At 71.6% G+C, this 14,761-nt stretch carries 14 protein-coding genes; 5 read left to right on the top strand and 9 right to left on the bottom strand.

Features of this window, described 5'->3' with window-relative positions; translation table 11 throughout:
- Window positions 1-70 precede the first annotated feature (70 nt).
- The 4 genes from BJ984_RS16480 to BJ984_RS16465 are packed head-to-tail and all read right to left on the bottom strand — an operon-like array spanning window position 71 to window position 5,607.
- Window positions 71-2,389: a beta-xylosidase/alpha-l-arabinosidase gene (locus tag BJ984_RS16480; protein WP_373877429.1), complete on the bottom strand. Its 2,319-nt coding sequence runs from the start codon at window positions 2,387-2,389 to the stop codon at window positions 71-73.
- A gap of 35 nt (window positions 2,390-2,424) precedes the next feature.
- Window positions 2,425-3,333, bottom strand: coding sequence for a carbohydrate ABC transporter permease (locus BJ984_RS16475; protein WP_373877430.1), 909 nt, complete (start codon window positions 3,331-3,333; stop codon window positions 2,425-2,427).
- The gene (locus BJ984_RS16470; protein ID WP_218870610.1) at window positions 3,330-4,289 is read right to left on the bottom strand and encodes a carbohydrate ABC transporter permease; all 960 of its coding nucleotides are present in this window, start codon (window positions 4,287-4,289) and stop codon (window positions 3,330-3,332) included. The genes BJ984_RS16475 and BJ984_RS16470 overlap by 4 nt, the downstream gene beginning before the upstream one ends.
- A 34-nt stretch (window positions 4,290-4,323) precedes the next feature.
- Window positions 4,324-5,607 carry an extracellular solute-binding protein gene (locus BJ984_RS16465; protein WP_179548919.1) on the bottom strand — a complete coding sequence of 428 codons (1,284 nt, stop codon included), beginning with the start codon at window positions 5,605-5,607 and terminating at the stop codon, window positions 4,324-4,326.
- Window positions 5,608-5,780: 173 nt separating this feature from the next.
- Between BJ984_RS16465 and BJ984_RS16460 the strand changes: the two genes are divergently transcribed.
- From BJ984_RS16460 to BJ984_RS16440, 5 genes are all read left to right on the top strand, one after another.
- Complete coding sequence (locus BJ984_RS16460; RefSeq protein WP_179548918.1) at window positions 5,781-7,340, top strand: glycoside hydrolase family 43 protein; 1,560 nt, start codon at window positions 5,781-5,783, stop codon at window positions 7,338-7,340.
- On the top strand, window positions 7,337-8,347 hold the full coding sequence (locus tag BJ984_RS16455) for a LacI family DNA-binding transcriptional regulator (RefSeq protein ID WP_179548917.1): 1,011 nt from the start codon (window positions 7,337-7,339) through the stop codon (window positions 8,345-8,347). The genes BJ984_RS16460 and BJ984_RS16455 overlap by 4 nt, the downstream gene beginning before the upstream one ends.
- A gap of 21 nt (window positions 8,348-8,368) precedes the next feature.
- Complete coding sequence (locus tag BJ984_RS16450; protein ID WP_179549524.1) at window positions 8,369-8,899, top strand: GNAT family N-acetyltransferase; 531 nt, start codon at window positions 8,369-8,371, stop codon at window positions 8,897-8,899.
- A 17-nt stretch (window positions 8,900-8,916) separates the two neighbouring features.
- Window positions 8,917-9,624, top strand: a complete 708-nt coding sequence (locus tag BJ984_RS16445) for a helix-turn-helix transcriptional regulator (RefSeq protein ID WP_179548916.1) — start codon at window positions 8,917-8,919, stop codon at window positions 9,622-9,624.
- Window positions 9,625-9,700: 76 nt separating this feature from the next.
- Window positions 9,701-10,075 carry a VOC family protein gene (locus BJ984_RS16440; protein ID WP_179548915.1) on the top strand — a complete coding sequence of 125 codons (375 nt, stop codon included), beginning with the start codon at window positions 9,701-9,703 and terminating at the stop codon, window positions 10,073-10,075.
- Between the two features lie 37 nt (window positions 10,076-10,112).
- Here BJ984_RS16440 and BJ984_RS16435 read toward each other — a convergent pair whose 3' ends face one another.
- The 5 genes from BJ984_RS16435 to BJ984_RS16415 form a co-directional block, all read right to left on the bottom strand.
- Window positions 10,113-11,093: an alpha/beta hydrolase gene (locus BJ984_RS16435; RefSeq protein ID WP_179548914.1), complete on the bottom strand. Its 981-nt coding sequence runs from the start codon at window positions 11,091-11,093 to the stop codon at window positions 10,113-10,115.
- Entirely contained in the window at window positions 11,086-12,564 is a 1,479-nt protein-coding gene (locus tag BJ984_RS16430; RefSeq protein ID WP_179548913.1) for an MFS transporter, read from the bottom strand. The genes BJ984_RS16435 and BJ984_RS16430 overlap by 8 nt, the downstream gene beginning before the upstream one ends.
- A 210-nt stretch (window positions 12,565-12,774) precedes the next feature.
- Entirely contained in the window at window positions 12,775-13,071 is a 297-nt protein-coding gene (locus BJ984_RS16425) for a hypothetical protein (RefSeq protein ID WP_179548912.1), read from the bottom strand.
- 60 nt (window positions 13,072-13,131) lie between these two features.
- The gene (locus BJ984_RS16420; protein WP_173181647.1) at window positions 13,132-13,293 is read right to left on the bottom strand and encodes a hypothetical protein; all 162 of its coding nucleotides are present in this window, start codon (window positions 13,291-13,293) and stop codon (window positions 13,132-13,134) included.
- A 107-nt stretch (window positions 13,294-13,400) separates the two neighbouring features.
- Entirely contained in the window at window positions 13,401-14,744 is a 1,344-nt protein-coding gene (locus BJ984_RS16415) for a coiled-coil domain-containing protein (protein WP_179548911.1), read from the bottom strand.
- Window positions 14,745-14,761 lie beyond the last annotated feature (17 nt).

Raw genomic sequence — 14,761 nt, 5'->3', positions numbered from 1 at the left:
CACGACGACAGATGTCGACTCATTATGTCGCCCGGGGGCACCCCGCGGCGTCAGGTTGGCGCCCCGCGGGTCAGGCCTGCGCGACCGCGCGGGCGGGCATCCGCTCGACCTCGACGGCCACGAGCAGCTCGTCGTCGACTGTCACCGGATGCACGGCCCCCACGATCTCGATCGCCGCCTCGGTCTCGCGCTCGGCGCAGGAGGGGCCGACCCAGAGCTCGACGGCGCCCGGCTCGACGATGCGCGTGAGGTCGAGCCCGCTGAAGGCGAGCCGCGTGGTCGGAACCCGAAAGCGCACGACGGCCTCCTCGCCCGGCTCCAGCGCAACCCGCTGGTAGCCGAGCAGCTGCGCGACGGGCCGGGTGATGCTGCCCACGAGGTCACGGGCGTAGAGCTGCACGAGGTCGGTCGCCGCGCGCTCGCCCGTGTTCCGGATGCGCACCGAGGCCCCGAAGGCGTCGCCGGCCGTCACCTCGGCGTCGGCCGTGAGCTCCGAGCGCTCGAAGGTGGTGTAGCTCAGGCCGTGCCCGAACGGCAGCACGGGGGTGCTGTCGGCGCTGGTCACCTCGGACGGCCCGCCGAGGATCGGGTGCAGGTAGCCGAACGGCTGCGCCCCGGCCGAGCGCGGCAACGAGACGGGCAGGTGCCCGCTCGGCGACACGGCTCCCGAGATCACGTCCGCGAGAGCCGTGCCGCCCTCCTCGCCCGGGAAGAACGCCTGCAGCACCGCCGCAGGGCGCTCGGCGCCCGAGATCGCCCAGTCGATCGCGTAGGGCCGGCCGGTGACGACCACCATCACCACCGGCGTGCCCGACGCGACGACCGCCTGCACGAGCTCCCGCTGCACCCCGGGGAGCTCGAGGCTCTCGACGTCGTTGCCCTCGCCCACGGTGCCGCGGCCGAACAGGCCGGCCCGGTCGCCGACGACGACGACCGCCACCTCCGCCGCCAGGGCGCTCTCGACCGCCGCGGCGATGCCCGAGCGGTCGTCTCCCTCGACGTCACAGCCGGGCTCGAAGGTCACGGTGCCCGAGAGCGCCGCCGCGAGGGCCGCGCGCACGGTCGGGATCTCGATGCCCATCGGCGTCCCGGGGTGGTGCGCCAGCACGTGGTTGACGAAGGAGTAGCAGCCCATCAGCGCCTCGGCGGAGTCGGCGTTCGGCCCGATCACCGCGATCCGGGAGGACTGAGCGCCGTGGGAGGGATCCGCGAGCGGGAGCACGCCGTCGTTCGTCAGCAGCACGACGGATTCGGCGGCGAGCTGCCGGGCGAGCATCCGGTGCTCGGCATCGTCGAGGTCGATGGCGGTGGGAGCCGACTCGAAGGTCTCGTCGAGGAGCCCGAGCTCCTCCTTCTCGCCCAGCACGCGCAGCACCGAGCGGTCGATCAGGCTCTCGGGCACGCGGCCCGCGCGCACCTCCTCGGCCAGCGGCGCGAGGTAGGCGTCGCCGCTCGGCAGCTCGACGTCGATGCCGGCCTCGAGGGCGAGCCGGGCCGCCTCGCCGCGGTCGGCGGCGACGGCGTGCATGGTCTCGAGGAAGGCGACCGAGAAGTAGTCGGACACGACGGTGCCGTCGAAGCCCCACCCGTCGCGGAGCAGCCCGGTGAGCAGGGCGGCGTTCGCGCCGACCGGCACGCCGTCGATCTCGCTGTAGGAGTTCATCACCGAGCGGGCGCCGCCCTCGCGGATCGCCATCTCGAACGGCGGCAGGAAGACGTCGGCGAGCTCGCGGGCCCCGACGTGCACCGGTGCGTGGTTGCGGCCGGCCTGCGAGGCCGAGTACGCGGCGAAGTGCTTAAGCGTCGCGTGCACGCCGGCGTCCTGGAGGCCCCGCACGTAGGCGGTGCCGATGGTTCCGACGACGTACGGGTCCTCGGCGATGCACTCGTCGACCCGGCCCCAGCGCGGGTCGCGGATGACGTCGAGCACCGGGGCGAGCCCCTGGTGCACGCCGACCTCGCGCATCGAGCGCCCGATCGCCGCCCCGACCTGCTCGACCAGCTCGGGGTCGAACGCGGCGCCCCAGGCCAGCGGCGTCGGGAAGGTGGCCGCCTTCCACGCGGCGAGACCGGTCAGGCACTCCTCGTGCACGAGGGCCGGGATGCCCAGCCGGGTCTCCGAGATCAGCCGCCGCTGCTCGGCCCAGAGCCATTCCGCGCGTTCGACGGGGTCGATCGGGCGGGTGCCGTACACCCGCGTGAGGTGGCCGATGCCGTGCTCGACGGCGTCGCGGTAGAGGCCGCCGGCGTTCATGTCTCCGGCCATCGGGGCGACGGCGTCGTCGCTCTGGTCGACCCAGAAGCCCACGAGCTGGGCGAGTTTCTCCTCGAGCGTCATCTGGGCGAGCAGCCCGTGCACACGGTCGGAGGCGGGGAGGGGAGTGGTCACGACGGGGTTCGCTTTCAGGTCGAGAGAGTGGGGGGTCAGCCCTTGACGGCGCCCGTGAGACCGCCCACGATGCGCCGCTCGAAGAGGCTGAAGAAGATCAGGGCGGGGATCATCGACAGCGAGGTGAAGGCGAGCACCTTCGCCGTGTCGACCGAGTACTGCGAGGCGAAGGCCTGCGTGCCGAGCGGCAGCGTGAACGCGGCGTCGTTGTTCAGGATGAACAGCGGCAGCATGTACGAGTTCCAGCTGGCCACGAAGGCGAGGATCCCGACGGTGATCACGCCGGGCACCGAGAGCGGCAGCACCATCCGCCAGAAGAAGCCGAGCCGGCTGCAGCCGTCGATCGACGCCGCCTCCTGCAGCTCCTTCGGGATGGCCGAGAGGAAGGGCACGAGCACGATGATCGTCACCGGCAGGCCGAACGCGATCTGCGGCACGATCACGCCCGCGAGCGAGTTCATCAGGCCGAGGTCGCGCACCAGGATGTAGAGCGGCGTGATCGCGACGGTCATCGGGAACATCAGCCCAGCGGTGAACAGGGCGTAGACCGCCCCGCGGCCCCGGAAGGCGTAGCGCGAGAGGGCGAACGCCGCCATCAGCCCGAGCACGACGACGAACAGGGTGGTGGCGACGGCCGCGATGGTCGAGTTCGCCACCTGTCCCCAGAACACGCCGCTGGCGAGCACGTCGCCGTAGTTGGCCCAGTTCCACTCGCCCGGCAGGCCAGAGGGGTCGAGCGTGATCTCGGAGTTCGAGCGGAAGCCGCCGAGGATGATGTAGGCGACCGGCGCCAGCATCAGGCCGATCAGCACGAGGGCGACGAAGTAGATCGCGAGGCTGCTCGAACGGCGGCCGCTGCCGACGGGGGCGGCGGATGCGGCCGGCGCGCGCCGGGTCGTCGCCGACTCCGTCACCGGCTTCTGCAGGGTGGGGGTTGCCATCATTTGCTGCTTCCGGTGAGGGCGCCCGCGGTGTCGCGGCGCAGCACGAAGCGCTGGTAGACGAGCGCCACGGCGAGGGAGATGAGGAACATCACGACGGCGACGGCGCTGCCGTAGCCGTAGCTGCCGGCGTTGCGGCCGTTGGCGACCATGTAGGTGGCCATCGTCGAGGTGCCGGCGGTGGAGGCGACGTACTGGCCCCAGATGATCCAGACCAGGTCGAACAGCTGGAGCGAGCCGATGATCGACAGGAACGCCCAGATGCGCACGGTCGGGCCGAGCAGCGGCAGCACGATGTGCCGCTGGATCTGCCAGAACGAGGCCCCGTCGATCGCCGCCGCCTCGGAGAGCTCCTCGGGGATGCCCTGGAGCCCCGCGAGGAAGAGGATGACGGCGAAGCCGATGTACTTCCAGGTGATGATGACGAGCAGGGTCCAGATGGCCCGGCCGGGCTCCGAGATCCAGTCCGAGGCGAAGGCACCGAGCCCGACCTTGTCGAGCAGGCCGTTCACCGCCCCGCTCGACTGGAGCATGAGACCCCAGCCGAGCCCGACCACGACCTCGGAGATGACGTAGGGCACGAAGATCAGCACCCGGATGACCGACTGGAAGCGGAGCTTCCGGTTCAGGAGGAGCGCGAGCCCCAGGGCGATCGGGCCCTGCAGCACGAGCGACATCACGACGATGAAGACGTTGTGCCCGAGCGCCTCGTGGAAGTCGGGATCGGTCAGGATGGTGACGTAGTTGCGGATCCCGACGAAGTCGACCGCCGGGCCGTAGCCCGACCAGCTGAAGAATCCGTAGTACGCCGCCATCGCCACCGGCAGGATGACGAAGCCGCAGAAGACGATCAGGGCGGGCCCGAGGAGCAGGGCCAGTTCACCCCGGGTCGCCCAGCGGCGACGGCGCGCCGTGGCTCCCGTCGACGGCGCCTGCGTCGGCGTCGGTGTCGGCGTCAGCGGGGGTGCGGTCACGGTAGCCACGGCGCCCGCCTCAGGACTTCGCCGCGGCGTCGTTCACGGCGCTGACGATGCTCTCCGCATCGCCCTTGCCGGCGAACATGTCCACGACGGCGACGTTCAGCGCGTTGCCGACGTTCTGCCCGTAGAGGGTGTCGAGCCAGACGACCACGTAGGGAGCATCGTTGTATGAGGCGAGAACGTCCTTCAGAGCCGGGTCGGTGACGACGCTCTGGGCGTCCTGCGAGGCGGGCAGCGTCTGGAACGCGTCGGCGTAGGCCTCCTGGTTCGACTGCTCGACCATGAAGTTCAGGAAGTCGACGCACTCCTTCGGGGCGTTCACCCAGCAGGAGAATCCGTCGACGCCGCCCATCATCGCGCCGGGCTCACCGTCGCCGCCCTCGACCTCGGGGAACGGGAACCACTTCAGGTCGGCCAGCGGCTTCTCGTCGGGGGTGAGCGAGGTGATCACTCCGGGGTCCCAGGCGCCCATCAGCTCCATGCTCGCCTGCTTGTTGGCGAGCAGGCCGGCGGACGATCCGGCGCCCTGCTGGGCGGCGGTGGTCAGGAAGCCGTCGTTGAAGGGAGCGGTGTCGATGAAGGCCTGCAGGTCCTCACCGGCCTTCAGCCAGCACGGGTCGTCGAACTTGCGGCTCTCGGCGGCCGTGTCGAGCACGTCCTTCGAGCAGGCGCGCAGCGCGAAGTTGTAGTACCAGTGCGCGGCGGGCCAGGCGTCCTTGGCGCCGACGGCGATGGGATCGATGCCCGCCGCCTTCAGCTTCTCGTCGGCCGCCTCGAGGTCGGCGATGGTCGCCGGGGGAGTGGTCACGCCGGCCTGCGTGAACAGGTCGGAGGAGTAGAAGATGCCCGACGGGAGCACCGAGACGGGCATCCCGTAGTTCTTGCCGTCGACCTCGAAGGCCGAGAGCGAGCTGCCGACGGCCGCCTTCGCGTCGGCGGAGATGCCGTCGCTGAGGTCCATCGCCTGGCCGGCCTTGACGACGTCGGCGAGCTTGCCGCCGCCTCGCGCCATGAAGACGTCGGGGGCGTCGCCCGAGTTCAGGGCGGTCTGCAGCTTGCCGTCCATCTCCTCGTTCTGCAGCGACTGCACCTCGATGGTGACGCCGGGGTTCGCCTTCTCGAAGGCGGCCGCGGTGTCCTCCCAGTACTTCTTGCCGTCGCCGGTGGTGGAGTTGTGCCAGAACGTCAGCGTGGTGCCGCCGTCGGCGGAGTCGCCGGAGCTCGGGGCGCAGCCCGACAGGGCCAGCGCGCTGAGGGCGATCGCCGCGCATCCGGTGAGGATCTTCGAGCGTTTCATGAGTGCAACCTGCTCTCTCTTCGTTGAGATGCATCCGCTGTGGACGGATGGGTGGTCGGGGTCCCGGCTCGGCCGGGCGCACTCAGTGTCACCTGCACCCAACCCGATCGTCAAACGTTTTCGAAACTGTTTTCCCTGGGGCTAGAGTGAGCCATCATCGAGAGGAGCCGACGATGGCCCGCTACCGCAATCCGGTTCTGCCCGGCTGCCACCCCGACCCGGGCGTGTGCCGCTTCGGCGACGAGTTCGTGCTGGTCACCTCGAGTTTCGAATACCTGCCGGGGCTGCCCGTGCACGTCTCCGGCGACCTGATCGGGTGGCGGCAGGTGGGGCACGCGATCGAGCGGCCCGGGCAGCTCGACCTCGCCGGCCTGGAGTCGTCGCGCGGTCTGTTCGCGCCCTCGGTGCGGGTGGTCGGCGACCGTCTCGTGGTGGTCTGCACGGTGGTCGGGCCCGACGACGGGTCGTGGGGCGGGCGTACCGGGCACTTCGCCGTGACGGCGACGGATGCGCGGGGCCCCTGGTCGGATCCGGTCTGGATCGACGGGGTCGGCGGCATCGACCCGTGCCTCACGGTCGACGGGGAACGGCTGTGGCTCACCGGCACGCAGCCCGCGGCGTCCGCGTCCTACCCCGGGCAGACCGACGTCTGGCTCGTGGAGCTCGACCCCGCGACCTTCCAGCCGCTGGGGTCGCCGGCGGTGATCTGGGGCGGGGCGATGAAGGGCGCCGTCTGGGCCGAGGGGCCGCGCATCCTGAGCCGGCCGGGAGGCGGGTGGCTGCTGCTGACCGCCGAGGGCGGCACCGCCGAGGACCACGCGGTCGTCGTGGCGTACAGCGACGAGATCACCGGGCCGTACCTCGGCGACCCGGGCAACCCGCGGCTGACGCACCGCGATCTGGGGCGGCGCGAGGAGTTCGCGGCCGTGGGGCACGCCGATCTGGTTCAGGATGCGACGGGCGCCTGGTGGGCGACGCTGCTCGCGACGCGACCGGTCCCGGGCCACGACGGCGCCGTGCGGGAGGGGCTGCTCGGGCGCGAGACGTGCCTCGTGCCGGTCGAGTGGGAGGACGGACGGCCGCTGTTCGCGCCCGGCGTGGGGCGGGTGCAGGCGGAGGTGTCGACCGGTGCTGACGTCTCTGCGCCGGTAGAGCATCCGGTCGCGCATCCGCTCGTCGTGGAGGGATTCGGGGACGGGGTGCTCGACCTCGACTGGAACGGGATCGGGCGGCATCCGTCGTCGTTCGCGACGCTCGTGTCAGGCGGTGAGGTGCGGCTGCGCGGCGGCGGGGAGCCGACGTCGGTGGGGGAGCGCTCGTTCCTCGGGCGGCGGCTGCCGGCGGAGCGCGTGGACGTCGCGGTGACGATCCGGGTGCCGGCGGGGTCGGGGGTGCGGGGCGGGCTGCTGCTGCGGGTGTCCGAACGGGCGCTGCTGGAGCTGTCGGTCGACGGGGACGGGGTGGTGCGGTGCACCCGGGTGACGCCGGGGGAGCGGGTGGTGTTCGCCTCGGGGACGGCGCGCGATGGCGGGGCCGTGCGCCTGGAGCTCTCGGTGGACGGGCTGAGCGGTCGCGCATCCGTCGACGGGGCCCTGTTCGCCCCGGTCGACCTGGCCGGACTGGCCCCCTCGCCCGGGCGCGATTTTGTGGGAGCGTGGGTCGGGCCGGTCGCGGTGGGGCCGTCGTCGGAGGTCGTCACGGCGACCTCGTTCTCGCTGGCGGTGCGGTCGTGAGCGGGCGGCCGACCATCCACGACGTCGCCGCGGCGGCGGGCGTGTCGGTGTCGACGGTGTCCAAGGCGGTCAACGGGCGCTACGGCATCTCGAGCGAGACCACGCAGCGGGTGCTGCAGGTGGTGGAGGAGCTCGGCTACGAGTCGAGCCTGATCGCGAGCAGCATGCGCTCGCGGCGGACCGGTGTGATCGGGGTGCTGGTGGCCGACTTCGAGCCGTTCAGCGCCGAGATCCTCAAGGGCGTCGCCGCCGCGCTGCACGACTCGCGCTACGACCTGCTCGCCTACAGCGGGTCGAGGCAGAACAACAGCACGGGGTGGGAGCGCCGCTCGCTGAGCCGGCTGAGCGGCACGCTGATCGACGGAGCGATCCTCGTGACGCCGACGGTCGTGGGGGTGACCGCCGACGTGCCGATCGTCGCGGTCGACCCGCACACGGGCCGCGCCGACCTGCCGACGGTGGAGTCGGACAGCTTCGGCGGCGCCCTCCTGGCCACCCGCTACCTGATCGAGCTCGGGCACCGGCGGATCGCGTTCGTGGCCGGCCGCCCCGACCTCCGCTCGTCGAACCTCCGCGACGCGGGGTACCGGCGCGCGCTGGAGGAGGCGGGCATCCCGTTCGACCCGGCGCTCGTGCGGGTCGGCCTCTACGAGAAGGAGATCGCGCGGGAGACGGCGACGTCGCTGCTCTCCTCGCCCGACCGGCCCACCGCGGTCTTCGCGGCGAACGACCTCTCGGCGATCGCGACCATCCAGACGGCGGCGGAGCTCGGCCTCGACGTGCCGGGCGACCTCTCGGTGGTCGGCTTCGACGACGTGCCCGAGGCGGCGCGCCTGAACCCGCCCCTCACCACGGTGCGCCAGCCCATGCAGTCGATCGGCGCCTCGGCGGCCGAGCTCCTGATCGGCCTGATGGCGGGCGAGACCCCGGCCCGCACCCACATCACCCTCCCCACCCGCCTCGTCCGCCGCGCGACGACGGCCCCGCCCCCGCCGCTCGCCCGCTAGGGTCTCGGGGTGACCTCTGACATGCACCTGGGCGGGGGAGTGATCCTCAGACCCCTGTCGATCGGCGACGCGACGGCCCTGGCCGACGCCTACCGCGACAACCGCGACCACCTGGCGCCGTGGGATCCGACACGAACCGAGGCCTTCTTCACCCGCGCGGGACAGGAGTCCGAGATCGAGCGGGTGCTGCACGAGCAGGAGACGGGGACGGGAGTGCCGTTGGTGCTCGTGGAGGGGTCGCGCATCGTGGGCCGGGTGAATCTCTCGGGTGTCGTGCGCGGCCCGTTCCTGAGCGCGAACCTGGGGTACTGGATCGACGCCCGCTTCGCCGGCCGGGGCCTGATGACGGCCGCCGTCGGAGCGACCGCCGACCTGGCGCGTGACGAGCTCGGGCTCCACCGGATCCAGGCCGGCACCCTCGTGCACAACCGCTCGTCGCAGTCGGTGCTGGAGCGCTGCGGCTTCACCCGCTTCGGGCTCGCGCCGCAGTACCTCCGCATCGCGGGGCGCTGGCAGGACCACATGCTCTTCCAGCGCATCCTGACCCCCTAGATGGTTAAGGTCGAGGGGTGACTCGCACCGACCGGCTCTACGCGCTCGTGGAGGAGCTGCGGGCCGTGGCGCCACGACCTCGAAGTGCTCGGTGGCTCGCCGACCGTTTCGGCGTCAGTTCGCGAACCATCGAACGGGACCTGTCGGCGCTGCAACAGGGCGGCGTGCCGATCTGGGCCGAACCCGGCCGCACGGGCGGATACTGCCTGGACACGACCCATACCCTCGCCCCACTCGGGTTCACGGTCGACGAAGCTCTCGCCGTGATGATCGCCCTCGGTGCGCTGGCGACGAGCCCGTTCCGGGATTCGGCGGCGTCGGCTCTCCGCAAGGTCGTCGCCGTCACGGACGATCACAGGCTGACGGAGACGGCGGAGCTGGCTGCCCGCATCCACCTGCTCGGCGACGAGAAGCCGACCGGAGCGCCACCCGGTCTCGCCGCAGCCCTGCGGACCGGACAGGTTCTGCGGATCTCGTACACCGACCGTGACGGTGGCTCGACCGAGCGGGACGTCGAACCGATGGGGTTCGTCGGCAAGGGCGACAGCTGGTACCTGATCGGATGGTGCCGGCTCAGGGACGGTCTCCGCGCGTTCCGCGGCGACCGGATCGTGCGGGCCGAGCCGCTGATCGAGCGTGCGCCGCGTCGGCCGCTCCGGGCGGAGGATCTCGGCATCGTCGAAGGACGGCTGCGAGCGGTGGGTCCGGACTCGACCATCTCCTGAAACACCGACACGACGGTGTCGCCCGGGTCGCCCAGGATGATCACGCCGGGCCGGATGGCGCGGCTGGAAGGACACCATGGAACTCGCATCGATCCGCATCATCACCCACGACGTCGACCGCCTCGCCCGCTTCTACGAGGCGGTGACCGGGATCACGGCCACGCGGCCGGCTCCCGTGTTCGCAGAACTGCGCACGACCACGGGCACGGTGGCCATCGCGAGCACGGCGACGGTCGCCATGCTCGGCGACCACGCGCCGAAGCCGGCCAGCAACGACTCGATCATCATCGAGTTCCTCGTCGACGACGTCGATGCCGAATTCGAACGCCTCCGCGACGTCCTCGACGATGTCACCCTGCCGCCGACGACCATGCCCTGGGGCAACAGATCCACTCTCTTCCGGGACCCCGACGGCAACCTCGTCAACCTCTTCTCCCGCCCTGCGACCTGATCGGACGGGGCCCTCGATGCGCCCGCGGAGGGATTCCTCAGCGGGCACCCGGATCGAGAAGTCGCCGGGTCCAGTCGGCCAGAGCCGCGGTGGCGCACAGCGAGAGGGCAGCGGCCGGCATCATGCTCGTGAAGCCGTGGAACGCGCCCGGCCACACGTGCAGCTCCGCGTCACCACCGGCAGCCCACAGGCCGCTGGCGTAGGCGACCGTCTCGTCGCGGAAGACCTCGGCGCTGCCGCAGTCGATGTAGGTGCGCGGGAGTCCGGAGAGGTCGGTCGCCCGCGCCGAAGCGGCGTAGACGGAGACGTCCTCGCCGCCGCGGCGGGAGCCGAGGTAGGCGTCCCAGCCGAAGCGGGTCATCTGCCGATCCGCGACCCCGACACCGTCGATCTGCCTCGTCGACACGGTGGAGTCGCGGTCGTCGAGCATGGGCGAGACCAGGATCTGCGCCAGGAGCGCCGGCCCCTTCCGGTCGCGAGCGAGCAGCGCGGTGCCGGCGGCGAGCCCGGCGCCGGCGCTCTGCCCGGCGATCACGATGCGCTCGGGGTCGATGCCGAGTTCGTCGGCGTGGGCGTGCACCCAGACGAGTCCGGCGTAGCAGTCCTCGACCGGGTACGGGTCGGGGTGTTCGGGGGCGAGCCGGTAGTCGATGCTGATGAGCACGACGTCGTGGTCGTTCAGCAGCCAGTCGTCGTAGGAGTCGAGGTTGCCGAGGTGGTGGCCGAACATCATCCCGCCGCCGTGGATCGTGTACACCGCGCTCGTGGCTCCAGTGCGGCCGATCCGCTGGATGACCGCGAGGGTGATCGGATCCCCGAGGTGGCCGGGCACGGTGAGTGTTCGCCGCTCGTACCCGCGGGACAGCAGCCGCTCGTCGAGGGCTTCTTCGGTGATGTCGAGTCCGCGCATCCGGGGCAGCATCTCGGTGGTCAGGGTGAACTGCCCGCGTGCCTCGAGGGCGGTGAGGAAGGTGCTGAGTTCGGGATCGAAGGGAGGGCGGGGCATGGGGTCAGACATGGGAGGGCTCCTGGGTGGTGGGCTGGGCGAGGGTGCGGCGCGAACGGTGGATGCCGAGGCAGACGAGGGCGGCCGCGAGGGCGGTGATGGCCAGGCCCGCGATGAGGATCGCCTGCTGGAAGGACGCGAGCTGATCCGACGTGAAGGCCGTCGTCGCGATGCTGCCGCCGACGAGAGCGGCGAGGATCGTGCCGGTCGCGGCGATCCCGACGGCGGTCGCGATCTCGCTCGCCGTGTCGACCAGGGCTGCCCCGATGGAGGTGCGGTCCCCGGGGAGGCCGCGGAGCACGTTGTTTCCGGCGACGACGCCGACCACCCGCATCCCGGCGGCGACGAGCACGAGGGCGACCAGCACCCAGGGGTAGCCGAATCGGCCGAGGAGCGCGAACACGGCGAGACCGGTGACCACGGCGGCAGCGCTCATCCAGGCCGCTCGATCGAGGCCCGTGCGTTTCACGAACGGACCGACGAAGCGGCCACTCGCGAGGAGCACCACGACCTGCGGCAGCGTGCCGACGGCGGCGAGGGCCGGCGGCCACCCCCACGCGAACTGCAGCTGCAGCGTGACCAGGTACGACAGCCCGGCCATCGCGAGGCCGGCCGCCGCCTTGTAGGCCAGACCGCTGGCGACCAGCGGTTGTGCGACGAGATCGAGATCCAGCAGCGGGTGGCGCGCGGTGCGCTCTCGGGCTACGAAGCCGACCGCTGCGGCCCCGGTGACTGCCGCAGCGCCCCAGGCCGGAGCGACGTCGGTGCCGGCGACGAACAGGGTCGGTGTGAGGAGGACCCCGACGACGGTCGCCGTACCCAGCACGGCGCCGATCACGTCGACGGGGTCGCGGTGGAGCTCGGTTCGGCGATCGGGGGCGATCCCGGCGCGGATCCCGAGGAAGGCGATCACCGCGATGGGCGCGTTGGCGACGATGAGCACCTGCCACGGTGCCACTGCGAGCACGAACCCGCCGATGGTGGGCCCGACGGCCAGGCCGACCAGCCCCGCGGTCGAGATGACCGTCAGGGCGCGCACGCGCAGATCGTCCGCGTCGAACAGGCGGAACGCCAACGCCATCGATCCCGGCGTCGTCATCGCCGCGGCGACCCCCATCAGAGCCCGCACGGCGATCAGCTGTTCCACCGAGGTGACGAACAGGGTCAGGATGCTCGCGACCGCGAGAAGCGTCAGGCCGACGAGCATCACCCGACGCCGGCCGACACGGTCCGCGACCGCGCCGAACAGCAGCATCAGGCCACCGAACGCGACCGAGTACGCGCCGGAGATCCATTGCAGCGACGCGGTGGACGCCGTCAGCTCGCGCCCGATGGTCGGAAGCGCGACGTTCAAGACGGAGTTGTCGAGCATCTCGAACAGGAAAACCGCCGAGAGGCCGGCCAGAGGAATCCACGCGTCGCGAAGACGCTGCGGTGGGGCCGGTGGGACCGCTTCGGCCGACGAGGTCGTGGGGTCGTACATGGGCACACTCCTTCGATGAAGAAGTGGCGACTCCCACGAGACGCTTGTGCGTTTCCGCCGGGCGGGGCCCGACGGGATTTTTCCCTCTGCTACTACGCTACCGCATCCTCGCAGCTGCACCCGTCCAGCTGCACGAGACCATCCCCGGCGGGAAGGATCCGTGCGGACTCTCGCGTCGAGCCCCGCGCAACGAGGCAGCGGGTCAGCGGGTCAGAGGGCGGGGGTGCGGAGGCGGTCGGGGGAGGGCGCCGGGGTGAGGAGCGTCGACCAGGTGCCGTGGTGGCCGTCCCAGGAGGGCGACGCCGTGATGTTCCAGCGGGCCAGCAGGTTCGTGACTAGGGCGAGCACCCGCGGCTGGATGGCCCCGTCGACGTGCAGCGGGGTGGATGCCAGCACGTCGCCCGTGAGGTGGAGCACGTCGAGGCGCCAGCGGCCGTCGACGCGCACCACGACGGCGACGTCGGCGAGTGCCGGGTCGAACATCGGGCGGCGAAGGGCGTCGGGCATTAGGCGGTGTCGAGGATCAGGCAGGCAGGCAGGCAGGCAGCGGCGGGCGGGTGCCGCGCGTCAGGCTGCGTCGGGCGCGTCGTCGAAGCGAGCGGCGTGCTCGGGGTCGAGGAAGCTGAAGCGGCGCTTGACGTAGCCGACGAGGTCGGGGTGCACGAGCTGCTCGGGGCGCACGAAGGGAAGGACGTTGTCGATGCCGGCGGTGGCGGTGGTCTCGTTCATGGTGTCTCCTCGGAAAGCTAGATGTGCAACTAGTTAGTCACTCTAGCAATTAGAGAACCGTGCGTGCACCCGTTGACATGAACATCCGGGGCGAGTAATGCGGCGGATCAGAAGTCGTCGATGTGCAGGTGGTTGCAGGTGTCGGCGAAGTCGGTGAAGTTGATGAACGACGGCTCGTTGCCCGCGGCGTAGCGGCAGTTCGACTGCCCGACGCGCGAGCCGTTCGGCATGATCGGGTCGAGCACCGCGATCAGGGCCAGCGAGGCGTCGTTCGCGCCGAGGGTCGGCATGCCGCCCACCGAGGTGAAGTCGACCGCGTGACCGCCGCCCTGCTTGTAATGAGCGGATGCCGTGCCCGCCCCCTCGATCTGACCGGTGCAGCGCCGGCTGATGTCGCTCACCCCGGCGCTGCCGAACGCGCGCACCGCCGCCACCATGGCCTGCAGGATGACGACGTCGATGCCGCAGTTCTCGACGTCCTGGCCCTGGGCGATCCAGGCGATCTCGAAGATGTGGTCGGGGCTCGAGCCGTGGAACTGCCCGGCGGCGACGTAGCCCATCAGCTCCTGCGCGAGCGCCTGCGCGTCGCCCGAGACGGGGCCGATCACGGCGCCGCCCTGGTGCGCGGCGGCGGCTGCGGCAGCGGCCGCGGCGGCTGCCGCGGCGGCCCGGGCGGCCACACCGTCCTGGTACTGCTGCTCCGTGGTGGCGACGTCGCTCTGCAGGCTCGTCAGCTGCGCCTGCAGCTCGCTCTGGTGCGCGTTCTGTTCCTGCAGCGCGGCGACCATGGCCTGCTGGGCGGCGGCCGCCTCCCGCAGTGCGTCCTCGGCCGCCTGCGCGAGACCGGTCAGCTCCTGCTTCGCGACCTCGGCCTGCGCGCTCAGCGTCGTCGAGGTGTTCGCGTCCTGCTGCGCGGCCGTGTAGACCGCGTTGACCGCCTGCGTGAGCTGGCTGGCCGAGCTGAGCTGGGCGAGCAGCTGGTCGGCGTCCTGCGACGAGCTCGTCAGCAGCATCGACGTCACGTCGCTGCCGCCGGTGCGCACGAACTGGGCCGCGATCATCGCCGCCCGCTTCTTCGACTCCTCGGCCTTGGTCGCGGCGGCCGCGGCACTGGTGGCGAGGGCGTCGGCCTTGGCCTGGCCCGAGGCGAGGGCGGCCTCGGCGGCGTCGTTCTCGTCGCTCCGCTGGTTCACGAGCGCCTGGGCGGCCCGCGCCTTCTCCTGCAGATCGGCGATGATGCCCTGGATGCGCGAGATCTCGTCCTGCTTCGCGCTCTCCGAGGCGCGGGCCGCGAGCACGTCGTCCCAGCTCGGGTAGTCGTCGGCGAACGCCGGTCGCGGCGCCCCCGTGATCGTGGCGGCCACGGTCAGGGCGAGGGTGAGCAGCACCGTGAGGGCGAGCGGCAGGCGAGCGGATGCGCGGCGGCGGGCTGAGCGGGGGGAGCGGTTCATGGGTCCTCGGGCGTCGG

The organism is Herbiconiux flava, assembly GCF_013409865.1.
Classification (GTDB): Bacteria; Actinomycetota; Actinomycetes; order Actinomycetales; family Microbacteriaceae; genus Herbiconiux; species Herbiconiux flava.
Note: the sequence above shows the minus strand (reverse complement) of the source record. Positions and strands in the feature narration are given on the sequence as shown.